The organism is Nocardia sp. NPDC004654 (genome assembly GCF_040609595.1).
Taxonomy (GTDB): Bacteria; Actinomycetota; Actinomycetes; order Mycobacteriales; family Mycobacteriaceae; genus Nocardia.
The window spans coordinates 1,113,651-1,126,155 of record NZ_JBEXKI010000001.1 but is presented as its reverse complement, the minus strand read 5'-3'; the positions used below and the strand labels follow the sequence as shown (position 1 = coordinate 1,126,155).

The 12,505-nt window shown below is 70.5% G+C and carries 15 protein-coding genes; 4 read left to right on the top strand and 11 right to left on the bottom strand.

Annotated features, from left to right (window positions below; all coding sequences use genetic code 11):
* Positions 1–127: 127 nt before the first annotated feature.
* Positions 128–1,465: a glutamate-1-semialdehyde 2,1-aminomutase gene (gene hemL, locus ABZV58_RS05220; RefSeq protein ID WP_354998881.1), complete on the bottom strand. Its 1,338-nt coding sequence runs from the start codon at positions 1,463–1,465 to the stop codon at positions 128–130.
* Between the two features lie 167 nt (positions 1,466–1,632).
* Between hemL and ABZV58_RS05215 the strand changes: the two genes are divergently transcribed.
* Positions 1,633–2,025: a hypothetical protein gene (locus tag ABZV58_RS05215; protein WP_354998880.1), complete on the top strand. Its 393-nt coding sequence runs from the start codon at positions 1,633–1,635 to the stop codon at positions 2,023–2,025.
* A gap of 134 nt (positions 2,026–2,159) precedes the next feature.
* Here ABZV58_RS05215 and ABZV58_RS05210 read toward each other — a convergent pair whose 3' ends face one another.
* From ABZV58_RS05210 to hemB, 6 genes are all read right to left on the bottom strand, one after another.
* Positions 2,160–2,378 carry a hypothetical protein gene (locus ABZV58_RS05210; protein WP_354998879.1) on the bottom strand — a complete coding sequence of 73 codons (219 nt, stop codon included), beginning with the start codon at positions 2,376–2,378 and terminating at the stop codon, positions 2,160–2,162.
* Between the two features lie 94 nt (positions 2,379–2,472).
* A complete protein-coding gene (locus ABZV58_RS05205) occupies positions 2,473–2,712 on the bottom strand; it encodes a hypothetical protein (RefSeq protein ID WP_354998878.1) in 240 nt (79 codons plus the stop codon).
* Between the two features lie 73 nt (positions 2,713–2,785).
* On the bottom strand, positions 2,786–3,034 hold the full coding sequence (locus ABZV58_RS05200; RefSeq protein WP_354998877.1) for a hypothetical protein: 249 nt from the start codon (positions 3,032–3,034) through the stop codon (positions 2,786–2,788).
* A complete protein-coding gene (locus ABZV58_RS05195; protein WP_354998876.1) occupies positions 3,031–3,633 on the bottom strand; it encodes a hypothetical protein in 603 nt (200 codons plus the stop codon). The genes ABZV58_RS05200 and ABZV58_RS05195 overlap by 4 nt, the downstream gene beginning before the upstream one ends.
* Positions 3,634–3,974: 341 nt before the next feature.
* Entirely contained in the window at positions 3,975–4,505 is a 531-nt protein-coding gene (locus ABZV58_RS05190; protein WP_354998875.1) for a hypothetical protein, read from the bottom strand.
* Positions 4,502–5,479, bottom strand: coding sequence for a porphobilinogen synthase (gene hemB, locus ABZV58_RS05185; RefSeq protein WP_354998874.1), 978 nt, complete (start codon positions 5,477–5,479; stop codon positions 4,502–4,504). Before hemB ends, ABZV58_RS05190 begins: the two co-directional genes overlap by 4 nt.
* A 208-nt stretch (positions 5,480–5,687) precedes the next feature.
* On the opposite strand from hemB, the gene ABZV58_RS05180 reads away from it, so the two are divergent.
* The 3 genes from ABZV58_RS05180 to ABZV58_RS05170 all read left to right on the top strand — a co-directional run bounded on the left by ABZV58_RS05180 (position 5,688) and on the right by ABZV58_RS05170 (position 7,383).
* Positions 5,688–6,482, top strand: coding sequence for a tetratricopeptide repeat protein (locus ABZV58_RS05180; RefSeq protein ID WP_354998873.1), 795 nt, complete (start codon positions 5,688–5,690; stop codon positions 6,480–6,482).
* 129 nt (positions 6,483–6,611) lie between these two features.
* Positions 6,612–6,995: a DUF4189 domain-containing protein gene (locus ABZV58_RS05175; RefSeq protein WP_354998872.1), complete on the top strand. Its 384-nt coding sequence runs from the start codon at positions 6,612–6,614 to the stop codon at positions 6,993–6,995.
* Between the two features lie 106 nt (positions 6,996–7,101).
* The gene (locus ABZV58_RS05170) at positions 7,102–7,383 is read left to right on the top strand and encodes a hypothetical protein (RefSeq protein WP_354998871.1); all 282 of its coding nucleotides are present in this window, start codon (positions 7,102–7,104) and stop codon (positions 7,381–7,383) included.
* 148 nt (positions 7,384–7,531) lie between these two features.
* Here the strand turns inward: ABZV58_RS05170 and ABZV58_RS05165 are convergent, their stop codons facing one another.
* The 4 genes from ABZV58_RS05165 to ABZV58_RS05150 are packed head-to-tail and all read right to left on the bottom strand — an operon-like array spanning position 7,532 to position 12,415.
* Positions 7,532–9,094, bottom strand: a complete 1,563-nt coding sequence (locus ABZV58_RS05165) for a bifunctional uroporphyrinogen-III C-methyltransferase/uroporphyrinogen-III synthase (protein WP_354998870.1) — start codon at positions 9,092–9,094, stop codon at positions 7,532–7,534.
* The gene (hemC, locus tag ABZV58_RS05160; protein WP_354998869.1) at positions 9,091–10,182 is read right to left on the bottom strand and encodes a hydroxymethylbilane synthase; all 1,092 of its coding nucleotides are present in this window, start codon (positions 10,180–10,182) and stop codon (positions 9,091–9,093) included. The genes ABZV58_RS05165 and hemC overlap by 4 nt, the downstream gene beginning before the upstream one ends.
* Positions 10,179–11,591 carry a glutamyl-tRNA reductase gene (locus ABZV58_RS05155; RefSeq protein ID WP_354998868.1) on the bottom strand — a complete coding sequence of 471 codons (1,413 nt, stop codon included), beginning with the start codon at positions 11,589–11,591 and terminating at the stop codon, positions 10,179–10,181. Before ABZV58_RS05155 ends, hemC begins: the two co-directional genes overlap by 4 nt.
* Positions 11,588–12,415: a redox-sensing transcriptional repressor Rex gene (locus tag ABZV58_RS05150; protein WP_354998867.1), complete on the bottom strand. Its 828-nt coding sequence runs from the start codon at positions 12,413–12,415 to the stop codon at positions 11,588–11,590. Before ABZV58_RS05150 ends, ABZV58_RS05155 begins: the two co-directional genes overlap by 4 nt.
* Positions 12,416–12,505: the final 90 nt, after the last annotated feature.

The window sequence follows — 12,505 nt, the reverse complement described above, 5'->3', positions numbered from 1 at the left end:
TCGGTGAGCGCGCCGACGGCCTCGGCCTCACTGAAGGGCGAGTCGACGTTCGGGGGGACGTCGGTCGTTTCGTCCGGGTTGTTCGGTAGTTCGCGGCGGGCGGCGCCGGGCTGGTCGTGGTCGGAACTCACGCGCGGGATCCTTCGGGGGTTGCGGCCGCGGCCGCGTTCGCGGCGGCGGGCAGAGCTGCGGCGATTCGGTCGAATGCGTCCTCGTCGAGCGCCGCGGAGACGAACCACGCCTCGAACGCGCTCGGCGGCGCGTACACGCCGCCGTCCAGCAGCGCATGGAAGAAGGCTGGGAAACGCCAGGTCTGGCTGGCCTTGGCGGTGGCGTAGTCGGTGACCGGACGGTCGGAGAAGAACACGCTCACCATATTGCCCGCGAACTGGACCTGGTGCTCGACCCCTGCCGCGCCGAGCGCCTCGGCGAGCAGCCCGCCGAGCCGTTCGGCGTTGCGATCCAGCGCGGCGTAGACCGCGTCGTCGGCGGCGCGCAGCGTGGCGAGACCCGCGGCGACGGCGACGGGGTTACCCGAGAGCGTGCCCGCCTGGTAGACGGGGCCGAGCGGAGCGAGCTGGTTCATCACCTCGGCGCGTCCGCCGAACGCGGCGGCGGGCAGACCACCGCTCATCACCTTGCCGAAGGTGTAGAGATCACCGGTGACGCCGTCGCGGCCGAACCAGCCGGAGCGGCTGACCCGGAACCCGGTCATGACCTCGTCCATGATCAGCAGCGCGCCGTGCTCGGCGGTCAGCGCGCGCAGCCCTTCGTTGAAACCGGGCAGCGGCGCGACCGCGCCCATGTTGCCCGCGGCGGCCTCGGTGATCACGCAGGCGATCTGACCGGGGTGCGCCGCGAAGGCCGCCGCCACCGCCTCGAGGTCGTTGTACGGAAGCACGATGGTGTCGCTCGCCTGCGCGCCCGTGACGCCGGGCGAGGTGGGCAGGCCGAGTGTCGCGACGCCGGAGCCCGCGTCGGCGAGCAGCGCGTCGACGTGGCCGTGGTAGCAGCCGCTGAACTTGATGATCTTGGTGCGGCCCGTGTAGCCGCGCGCCAGGCGCACCGCGCTCATGGTGGCCTCGGTACCGGAGTTCACCAACCGCACCCGTTCGACCGGCGCGACGCGCTCGACGATCAACTCGGCGAGTTCGATCTCGGCGGCGGTCGGCGCGCCGAAGGACAAGCCGCCGACCGCGGCCCGCTGCACGGCCTCGACCACCGCGGGATGAGCGTGCCCGAGAATCATCGGGCCCCAGGAGCACACCAGGTCGACGTAGTCGTTGCCGTCGGCGTCGGTGAGCGTGTATCCGTTCGCGGACGCGATGAACCGCGGCGTGCCGCCGACCGACTTGAACGCCCGCACCGGCGAGTTGACACCGCCGGGGATCACCGAACTCGCCCGGTCGAAGAGCTGAGCGGAAACCGGCACCGATGCCCTGGTCACGCGCGGAGAAGAACTCACGGCCTCCAGTGTCGCAGCCCCGGCGAACCCGGTCGACGACAGGGTGTAGGAGAGTGACGCGCGCCGCAATCCGGGACAACACGCCGAGCGGGCGTTTGCGGCGATATCGGGCGACTCGTCCGTAATCTCGATTGGTCGTCGCAGCAGCTACCCTCGGGAGGCTCTTCATGCGGTTCGCACTCGTCAGCACGGCTACCTTGGCCGTATTCACCACCGCGACAGCGGTATTCGGCGCGGGAACCGCCGCGGCGGCCGTACCGGTCGCCGATCCCGCGCAGGGTCGCGTCGGCGTCCGGCTCAGCCACGAGGAGACGGTCGCGCTAGCGGCCGGCCCGGTGCCCGCGGTGGTCACGATGTTCGTGCCGTTGGACCGCATGGGGGCGGGACTACACAAAGACACCGAACTCCACCGCGATCAGCACGGCGGAGTGCACGCCTCGCTGCGCCAGGTGATCGCCGAGACCGCCAGACATTCCGACGGCACGGTGACCGTGTACGTGAACGCCCCCGGCACCCGCAACGGCCGGATCCTCGACGTCTTCCAGAGCTGGACGGACTGAACGAAGGAACTCGCCCGCGGACCGGAGTCCGCGGGCGAGCGTAAATCATTCGGCTACAGCGGTTTCGGGTCCCAAGGGACGCGGCCGGACGAAGTCCGCCCGCAGACCGCGCATGACCGGAGGCGGAGCTACGCCTATGTGTTGATGCAGGGAGCCGAGGCGGACAGCGTCTGCAACGAGCACATGAGCCCGTTCAGCGCGCCCGCCGACCCGGTCTCCGGCACCAGACCGGCGACGGGAGCCGTCGGCTCCAAGGGCAACCCCGCGCCGTCCGCCATGGCGGGCGCGGCCGCCAAACCGATCGCCGCGAACGCGACAAGGGCCGCACCGAACCTCGCACCGAGAACCTTCACGAGCAACACCTTCCATTCGATAGGCTCACCGGCGAATACCGGTGTGCCACAAGGCGTATCGGCTCTCGAAGCGAGTACGTTTCAGATGCCGGGCTCAGGTGATGCCCACGCAGAACAACGCGAACCCGGTGGTGGCCAGACAGGCCAGTGGCGGGGGCAGCAGCTTCATCAGTCCGGGCGGCTCGGTCGCGGTGAACGCGGGTGTCACCGGCACCGGCGGCGGCGGTGTGTATTCGACGGGCGCCGCGGCTGCCGGGACCGCACCGGCCGCACCGATCAGGCCACCGGCCACAACCCCGATGGCGATCTTCTTCGCGTGGATTGTCGGCTTCATGGGGTGGATGTTCCCGCCCCCGCGCAGGTGAAACGGGGCGGCTATCCGTGTCGACCGGGTTGTCCGGTCGATGTCATTTCTCCGCGGCGGACCGCAGCACGCGGGTCACGGCGTCGATGCCGAGCAGGCCCGCCACCGCGACGAGGAACGCCGCGAGCATCAGCCACGGCCCGACATAGCGGGTCGCCTCGAATGCGGGCATCTCGCCGAGCGGCGCGAACACCGTGGCGACGGTCCCGCGGTTCCAGCTCAGCACCGCGAGCACCAGCGCGACGACGGCCGCGAGGGCCTCGCCGACCGCCACCTCCATGTCACGTCTCACCGGTCCGCTCCGTTCTCGCTGTGCCGTTCTTCGCTGCTCTCGGACTCCCGCACTGCGACGCCCTCGATCTCCGTCGCCACGGTGTCCTCGGACCGCTGCGCCGCAACACCCTCGGACTCCGGCGCCGCGACCCCCGCACGATCCAGCACCGCGGTGAGTGCGGTCCGCAGGCCGCGGTGATCGCGCGCCCACGCTTGCACGAGTCCGCCGTCGCGCAGCCGCAGCCCGATTCCCTTGCGTCTGCGCGGCACACCGCTCAGCTCGCCGAGCGCACGCGCGGACTCCCAGTCCTCATCATTCCAGGAGTGCTCGTCGCGCTCCGGCAGCACGCTCGCGATGCCGGTCAGCGGCAGGGTCTCGGCGCCTTGGCGCAGGGTCGACTCGGTCAACTCGACGCTGACGTGACGGCGGCCCGCGAAAACTTGCAGCGCAACGAAAGCCGCGATCAGCGCGCCGCAGAAGATCAGCGCGAACCAGTGCGCCGGACTGGACGTGACCAGTTCCAGCACGAGGACGAGAAGACAGAGCAGCGGGCCGTAGGCCACCGCGCGCCACCGCGCACCCGGCTCCGCGAACAAGACCGCGTCGCCGTCGCTCACGCCGCACTACCCATCAGATCGCGCATCCGAACGCGCGGGGCTCCGGCTCGCACCGCCGGTGAATTCAGCCGACCAGCCCCGGCAGCAGCAGGACCGCGACGGTGACCACGCCGAACAGGATCAGCAGGCTGAGGACGAGCAAATCTCGCCGAATGCTCTGCGGCTGTTGGATCACCACTCGCATCTATGCCTCCGATCTCCCGGAGCTCACTGGATGACGCCCTCACGCAACGCAAGACAACGCATGACCAATAACTACCGGTTCCCATGTCTACTGTGACAACCCTCACCATACATGTCTGCACTACGGCGACAAACTCGGTGACGCCGCGGTCATCCGTTCAGCGGCGGTTCGGCTGGAACCAAGTCGTGGACTCCGGACGGTAGCTGAGATACAGCGCGCCACCGGCCAACACGCCCTGCACGATAGCCGCGCCGCCCGCCACCAGCGAGGCAACACCGGTGACCGCGTCCAGGGCGAACAGGGCCGCGACGGCACCGAGCACCAGCCAGATCGCGACGACGGTCAGGACCGTGCGCGCCCAGAGTTTGCCCCGGCCGAACTGGTGCACGACGGCGAACGCGCCCGCGGCCAGCGCGAGACCACCGAGCACCATTCCGACGAGCATCAGGGACACCACCAGTTCGGCGGTGGCCATGGCGAAATTCGGGTCGCCCGCCTTGCCCTGGTCGAACATCCGCTGGTCGAGGTCGTCGCGCTGCTGCAACGAGGTGAGCACCGTGCCGACCAGCTGCACCACGCCGAATCCGATGATTCCCCACCACACTTGGCGGGCCGTACGGATGTCTTCGGGCATCGGCGGCCGCTGCGGGAACGGCGCGACGCCCATCGGTCTCGGGTAGTTCGTCACGACAACCAGTGTGCGGCCTCGGTCGCCCAGTAGGTGAGCACGATGTCCGCACCCGCCCGGCGAATGCCGACCAGCGATTCCAGGATCGCGCCGCGGCGGTCGATCCAGCCGCGCTGCGCGGCGGCGGTGATCATCGCGTACTCGCCGGAGATCTGGTAGGCCGCCACCGGCACCGTCGACCGGTCGGCGACGTCGCGCAGGATGTCCAGGTACGACATGGCCGGCTTGACCATCACGATGTCGGCGCCCTCGGCCAGGTCCAGTTCGAGCTCGCGCAGCGACTCCCTGCGGTTGGCCGGGTCCTGCTGGTAGGTGCGGCGGTCGCCCTCCAGCGAGGAGCCGACTGCTTCGCGGAACGGGCCGTAGAAGGCCGAGGCGTACTTCGCGGCGTAGGCGAGGATGCCGGTGTCGGTGCGGCCGACCGCGTCCAGGCCGCGCCGGATCGCGCCGACCTGACCGTCCATCATGCCGCTGGTGCCGAGCAGGTGGGCGCCCGCTTCGGCCTGGGAGATCGCCATGTCGACGTAGCGGTGCAGGGTCGCGTCGTTGTCCACCGCGCCGTTGGTCGCGAGCACGCCGCAGTGGCCGTGATCGGTGAACTCGTCGAGGCAGGTGTCGGCCATGATCACCGTCGCGTCGCCGACCTCCTCGGACAGCGCGCGCAGACCCCGGTTCAGAATGCCCTTCGGGTCGCTGGCCTGACTGCCGGTGGCGTCCTTGTCCTCCGGCTTGGGCACGCCGAACAACATGAGCCCACCGACGCCCGCCGTGACGGCCTCCACCGCCGCCTTGCGCAGCGAGTCCATCGAGTGCTGGTGGACCCCCGGCATCGAGCCGATCTCGCGCGGCTCGTCCAGTCCGTCGGCCACGAACATCGGCAGCACCAATTGCCGTGGTTCCAATGTGGTTTCGGCCACGAGACGGCGCAGAGCGGGAGTACGGCGCAACCGCCGCGGGCGGTCCATTCCGGTCATGAATCGCACGATACGCCTGCTGAGCGGAGGTGTCGCGAGCGCATGGGGCGGTGGTGATCCGGCCCACCGCCCGACCGACGCGTGGCCGCCGAACCGGTCGACGGAATCGATGCCATGGCGACCGAAAGCGAGATTTCTGCGCGATCCTGAAGATGAGGTTTCTCGACGACGGGGCACCTCTCGGCGAACCGGATTCGGAGGCAGAGCGATGACGGGTTACGACCGGTACGGACAGCGCGTGGCGGCGCTGCGGCGCTTCGCCGACGGCGGCGACGTGTGGGCGATGGAGCGGCTGGCCGAGGCGCTGCGCGAGGTCGACGACGCGGGCGGTGCGGAGCACTACCTACGGCGGGCCGCGGAACTCGGGAGCGTGTCGGCGCTCGGCCCGCTCGGCGAGCTCGCCGAGGCGGACGGACGCGTCGCGGAGGCCGTCGGATGGTGGGAGCAGGCGGCCGCCGCGGGTTGCGCGGGCGCGGATCTGCAACTCGGTGCGCTGTATCTGGAGCGCGGGGAACTGGATGCGGCGGAGCGCTGGTTACAGCCCGGGGCCGCGGCCGGGGACGCCGAGGCGATGGCGAACATGGGCGTCATCGCGCACCGGCGCGGAGACGACGAAACGGCCGTGCGCTGGTACGAGCGCGCAGCCGAAGGCGGAAACCCCACGGCCATGCGCAGTCTCGGCGTGTACTCGGCCCGCGCGGGTGAATTCGAGCGCGCCGTCGGATTGCTCACCGAAGCCGTGCGCCGCGGCCGCCGCGACGCGATGGCGGTGCTCGGCGCCCTGTATCTCGACCTCGGCGACACCGATCGAGGCGAGCACTGGCTGCGCCGAGGGGCGGCGTCCGGCGACCCCGACTCCATGTTCCACTTGGCAATCGCCCTGCGGGACGGCGGAATTCCCGCCACCCTGGACTCCCCCACCGCCGACGAGTCGACCTCCTGGCTCCGTCAAGCCGCCGACCTCGGCCACCCCGAAGCCCTCCGCCTCCTCCTCGAGCCCTGACGACGACCACATCCTCGGGACGTAGGGGTTCGAGGTGTTAAGGAATCGTTCGGAGGACGGTAAGCAGGCTCGATAGGGTCGATTCGACGCGGCAAACGAGCTGCCGGACAGATCTTTTGGGGGATCCCGATGAAAAAGCTGACCACCACCGTATTGCGCGTGACGCTGACCGCGGCCGTCGCCGGAACGCTGCTCAGCGTCTCCGCGGGACCGGCCGTGGCGCGTGCGGACGAGTGGGGCGCCATCGCCTACTCGCCGTCGACCGGGGCCACCGGCGGCGCGCGCAACTACAGCACGAAGACGAGGGCCGAACGCGTCGCTGTCGACACGTGCGGCAAGTCCGACTGCCGCGTGCTGGTGAACTTCGTCGACAAGTGCGGCGCCGTCGCGCGAGCCAAAGACAACAGCTGGTCCTGGGGCCGGGGTCCGACCAGGGCCGACGCGACCGCGAACGCGATCGGCTCGGCGACCGGACGCAACCCGCAGATCAAGCAATCGGTGTGCACCGACTGAGTGCGAAAAGGGTTGCGGCCAGCGGTTTTTGTCGGTGGGTGCGGGTAGAATCGAAGCTGTGTTCGAGGGGATCCGCCGGGTTCCCGATCGCGAGGGGAGGACGCAAGTGCCCGCGACCGCAGCCGCCCGAAAGTCCACGATCATCACGCCCTACCGGCCGCTGGAAAAGCGTCCGCTGCCTGCTGGACGTCCACGCAAGTGGTACGTCACGCACAACCGCAGGCTCAAGGCGATGCGGCTGAGCATCGCCCTTCTCGACTCCGGGATCTACCTGCCGACCCAGGCGAGCAACGAGAAGATCCGCCACACCGCCGAAGTCGTCGGCATCCGCCCGCCATCGGACACCACGTGCCGCCTGGTGCGCACTCTGCTGCGCTACAGCCGCTGACGACGTCCGGCCCAAGGCCGGGCGCGAAAGCGAAACGTCCACAACGCGGTGGGCGTTTCGCCGCGCGCGAGACCCCGAAACGCGAAACGCCCACCATGGGCGGGCGTTTCGCTGCGCCGATCACACCCGGGCGCGGAGCGGACGGCACTTACCGGCTACGGCGACTCTTCTTTCGCGGCGGCGGCAGCAGACCCTCGGCGCGCAGCCGGGCGGCGTGCTCGGCGAGCGCCTCGACCAGCGGGCCGACCTGCGCGGTCTCGGGCTGCACGTCCACGCGCAGACCGAACTCGATGGCCGTCTCGGCGGTCTTCGGGCCGATGCAGGCCACGATGGTGCGCGCGTGCGGCTTGCCCGCGATGCCGACCAGGTTGCGCACCGTGGAGGACGAGGTGAACAGGACCGCGTCGAAACCGCCGGTCTTGATCATCTCGCGGGTCTCCGCGGGCGGCGGCGAGGCGCGCACCGTGCGGTAGGCGGTCACGTCGTCGATCTCCCAGCCGCGGTCGCGCAGACCCTCGGCCAGCGTCTCGGTGGCGATGTCGGCGCGCGGCAGCAGCACCCGGTTCACCGGATCGAAAACGTCGTCGTAGGGCGGGAAGTCGGCGAGCAGGCCCTCGGAGGACTGCTCACCCGAGGGCACCAGCTCCGGGTTGATGCCGAACGAGCGCACCTTGTCCGCGGTGGCCTCGCCGACGCAGGCGATCTTCACGCCGCTGAACGCCCGCGCGTCCAAACCGAATTCGGCGAACTTCTCCCACACCGCGCGCACCGCGTTGGTGGAGGTGAACACCACCCACTGGTAGCGGCCGTCGACCAGACCCTTGACGGCGCGCTCCATCTGCGCCGGGCTGCGCGGCGGCTCGACCGCGATGGTCGGCACCTCCATCGGGATGGCGCCGTGGGTGACCAGCCGCTCGCTCATCTCGGCGGCCTGATCCTTGGTGCGCGGCACGAGCACGGTCCAGCCGTACAGCGCGCGCGACTCCCACCACGACATCTTCGACCGGGTGGCGACCGCCTTGCCGATGGTCACCACCAGCGGACCGACCAGCTCGGAGGCGGCGCTGTTCAGCGTGGCCAGCGTCGCTTCGATGGTGCGCTGCTGGCGGGTGGTGCCGCGCACGGTCACCGCGACCGGAGTCTGCGGCGCCATGCCGTGCTCGACCAGCGCGCTCGCGGTCTCGGCCAGGTGGCCGGAGGTGGCGTGCAGGACCAGCGGGCCCGGCGCGGCGGCCAACGCGGCCCAGTCGACCTCGCCGCGCACGTCGGCCTCGGTGTGGCCGGAGCCGAGCGCGATGCCCGCGTAGCTCGGCACCGCGGAACCGTTCGGCAGGCCGGGCAGCACCTCGAAGACCATGTGCGAACGGGTCACCGCGGTGACCTCGGTGATCACCGAATCGGCGGTCAGCGGATCGCCCGCGACGACGCGGACCACGTCGTGGCCGTTGCGCGCCTCGGCGATGAGCGTCTTGGCGACCTCCGCGGGCTCACCGAGCGCGGGTCGCACGTCGACCGGCCGGGTGCCGTCCTCGTTCTCCTCGACGGCGGTGCCGATCAGCGCGAGCACACCCTTGTCGACATCGGGATCGGTGAAAGCCAGTGTCGCCCGCCCGAGCACCTCGCGCGCACGCACTGTCAGCAGCGCCGGGTCGCCGGGACCCGACCCGACGAACAAGATCCGACCGGGGTGCTTCTTGGTGGCTCGGCTCATTGGTTGTTCTCCATTGGGCTGGGATTGCTGATACGACCTTCGGCCGCGCCCGGTCGCGACCGCTGCGTGTTCGGGACGTCACCGTCGGATCTCGCATCGGTGGCGTCGTCTGGTCCGGGGTTACCGAGCAGCTCGCGCGCCCCCAGCTCCAAGAGCTCTTGCGCGAGCGTGCGGCCGAGCCGGTCGGCCTCGGCGGGTGCGCCGACCACCGAAGCGCGTAGCACCTCGGATCCGTCGGCGGCGGCGGCGCAGGCGCGCAGCGAGAGCTCGTCGACGATGCGGCCGTCGTCGTCGAGCGACTCGACGACCTCGGCGAGCGCGCCGATCGGCGCGGTGCACCCGGCCTCCAGCTCGGCGAGCAGCGACCGTTCGGCGATGACGGCGGCCCTGGTGGCCGCGTCGTCGAGCCGGGTAAGCGCCTCGATGGTCTCGGCGTCGTCGCTGCGGCATTCGACAGCGAGCGCGCCCTGCGCGGGAGCGGGCAGCATCTGCACCGGCTCCAGTGCCTCGGTCACCGCGTCGAGCCTGCCGATCCGGGACAGACCGGCTCTCGCCACCACCACCGCGTCGAGTTCACCGTCGGTGACCTTGCGCAGGCGGGTGTCCAGGTTGCCCCGCAGCGGCACGATCTCCAGGCCGAGGCCGAGGGCCGCCAGCTGAGCCGCGCGGCGCGGCGCCGAAGTGCCGATGCGGGAACCGGCGGGCAGTTCGCCGAGCACCAGTCCGTCGCGGGCGACCAAAGCGTCGCGCGGGTCCTCGCGCGGTGGAATCGCGGCGATGGTGAAGCGGGAGTCCGGCGCGGTCGGCAGGTCCTTGTAGGAGTGCACCGCGATGTCGATCGTGCCCGCGGCCAGCTCGTCGCGCAGCGCCGAGGTGAACACGCCGACGCCGATCGTCTGCACCGGATCGGAGGAGAGATCGCCGGGCGTCTTCACCACGACCAGCTCGGCCGGATGCCCGGCCGCGATCAGCGCGTCGCGCACGGTGCCCGCCTGGGTCAGCGCGAGCAGGCTGCCTCGGGTGCCGATGCGCCACGGCGCGCGGGTGCCGTCGGCGGTCATGTTGTCCTCTTCCTGAACGACGGTCATGCCGACTTGCCCTCCTCGCCGAGATGTCCCGCGGTGAAATCGTCGGCGAGGCCGAGACCGAGATCACCGGTGAGCGTGCTGATTTCCATCGGAGCGGCAACCGCTTGCGCCGCACCTGGTTTGAGTTCGAAAAGTTCGCGTAGCGCTTCGGCGTAGCTGTCGCCGCCCGGCGTCGACGCGAGTTGCTTCACCCGCACGGTCGGCGCGTGCAGCAGCTTGTCGACGACCCGGCGCACGGTGCGCGCCACCTCGTCGCGCTCCGGATCGGCCAGGCTCGGCAGCCGCGAGTCCAGCCGCAGCAGTTCGGCTTCCACCACTTCGGCGGCCCGCTGGCGCAGGGCGGCGACCGTCGGGGTCACCTCGGCCATGCGCTGACCCGCCAGGTATTTGGCGAGTTCGTCGGCGACGATCGACCGCGCGGCGGCGGTGTCGTCGGCCGCGGCGCCCGCGGCCGGATCGCGCTGCAAAGTCTCGATGTCGATCACCGCAACACCCGGCAGACCCGCCACCGCGTGCTCGACGTCGCGCGGCAGACCGAGGTCGCAGAACACCAGCGGACGCTCGGTCGCCGGGAATTCGACGCGATCGCGATCGGCCAGCGCGCGGTGCGTGTCGGCCAGCGTCACCACGGCGCCGACCGCTCCGGTACAGGTGACCACCACGTCGGCGGCGGCCATCGCCTCGGTGAGCCGGGAGAGCTCCAGCGCCGAGGACTCGACGCCGTAGGAACCCGCGGTCTCGGCGAGTCTGCGCGCCCGCGCGATGGTCCGGTTCACCACCAGGATGCGGCCGATACCCGCGCGCGACAGATGTGCGACGGCCAACCCGCCCATCGCGCCCGCGCCGACCACCACGGCCGTGCGGCCGGCCAGATCGCCCAGCACCTGCTTGGCCCGGTCCAGCGCGACCGACACCACGGACGCGCCCGCGCGGTCGATGCCGGTCTCGGAGTGGACTCGCTTGCCGACGCGCAGCGCGTGCTGGGCCAGCTCGTGCAAGGTGCGCCCGACAGCCTGCTGAGCGTCGGCGGTGGCGTAGGCGCCGCGGATCTGGCTGAGCACCTGCTGCTCGCCGACGACCATCGAGTCCAGCCCGCTGGCCACCGCGAACAGGTGCTCGGCGGCCGCCTCGCTGTAGCGCACATAAGCGTGCTTGGTCAGATCGGGCAGCGGCAGCCCGGAATGCTTGGTGAGCAGATCGCCGACCTCGGCGAGACCACCGTGGAAGGCGTCGACCACCGCGTACACCTCGACGCGGTTACAGGTCGAGACGATCATGGCCTCGGAGATGTGGCTGGAGGCGAGCATTCGATCGATCAGCTTGGGACGGTCGGCATCGGTGATGGCGACCTTCTCCAGCACTGCGACGGGAGCGCTCCGATGCGAAATCCCGACGAGCAGAATACTCATGGTGTGACCACCGATCCCTTGCTGCTTGGCTCCGTTGCCGAATGCGAGGTCGTCGAGTGCGTGAGGGCCGGGTGCCCGGCCGGGGAGTGCGGAGTCGGCACGCGGCGCGCGATCCGGCCGGACCCCACGTGCGCCACCTCGGGCAGCGGCTCCGGCTCGGCGTTACGGGTCCGTTCGAACGACAACATCTGCATTTCGACCGCCAGGTCCACCCGGCGGACTTCCACCGCGGGCGGCGCGATCAGCCCGCACGCGGAGAAGCTCAGAATCGACTGCAACCCGGCGGCGACCAGCTGGTCGCACACGTCCTGGGCCGCGTCGTCGGGCACCGCGATGACCGCGATGGTGGGTTCCAGTTCGGCCACGCCCGCGGCCAAGCCCGCCACATCGCGCACGGTGAGTCCGGCCACCGACCGGCCGACCACGTCGGGATCGGCGTCGAAGAGGCCGACCACGCTGAATCCGCGGCGACGGAAGCCGCCGTAGCCGACCAGGGCCCGGCCCAGATTTCCGACGCCGACGAGCACCACGCGATGTCCACCCGACAGACCGAGCACGTCCTCGATCCTGGTTCGCAACTTCGCGACGTCATAGCCGACGCCCCGGACGCCGTTGGGGCCGAGGAAGGACAAGTCCTTGCGCAACTTGGCCGAATTGACACCCGCCGCGACAGCGAGTTCCTCACTCGATACGATGAGCACACCGTCGTCGGCCAACATGGCGAGGACCCGGAGATAGGTAGCCAGCCGCGCCACAGTGGCCTGCGGGATGTCTTTCTGCAGAGCCCTGGAGACGCCGCCCGGCGCCTCATGCTGCTCTGTCACGTCGTCGGCTCCTCGTTCCGGCCTGCGCACAGGTCCGGTTCGTCGTTCGACCTCGAGCCCGGCGGCGGTCCGGTGCCATGGTCGAAGTAT

Coding starts and splice junctions, on each gene's coding strand:
- hemC (WP_354998869.1), bottom strand. CDS start 10,182: ATGACCGTCGTTCAGGAAGAGGACAACATGACCGCCGACGGCACCCGC.
- hemB (WP_354998874.1), bottom strand. CDS start 5,479: ATGACCGGAATGGACCGCCCGCGGCGGTTGCGCCGTACTCCCGCTCTG.
- ABZV58_RS05180 (WP_354998873.1), top strand. CDS start 5,688: ATGACGGGTTACGACCGGTACGGACAGCGCGTGGCGGCGCTGCGGCGC.
- ABZV58_RS05175 (WP_354998872.1), top strand. CDS start 6,612: ATGAAAAAGCTGACCACCACCGTATTGCGCGTGACGCTGACCGCGGCC.
- ABZV58_RS05205 (WP_354998878.1), bottom strand. CDS start 2,712: ATGAAGCCGACAATCCACGCGAAGAAGATCGCCATCGGGGTTGTGGCC.
- ABZV58_RS05165 (WP_354998870.1), bottom strand. CDS start 9,094: ATGAGCCGAGCCACCAAGAAGCACCCCGGTCGGATCTTGTTCGTCGGG.
- ABZV58_RS05215 (WP_354998880.1), top strand. CDS start 1,633: ATGCGGTTCGCACTCGTCAGCACGGCTACCTTGGCCGTATTCACCACC.
- ABZV58_RS05155 (WP_354998868.1), bottom strand. CDS start 11,591: ATGAGTATTCTGCTCGTCGGGATTTCGCATCGGAGCGCTCCCGTCGCA.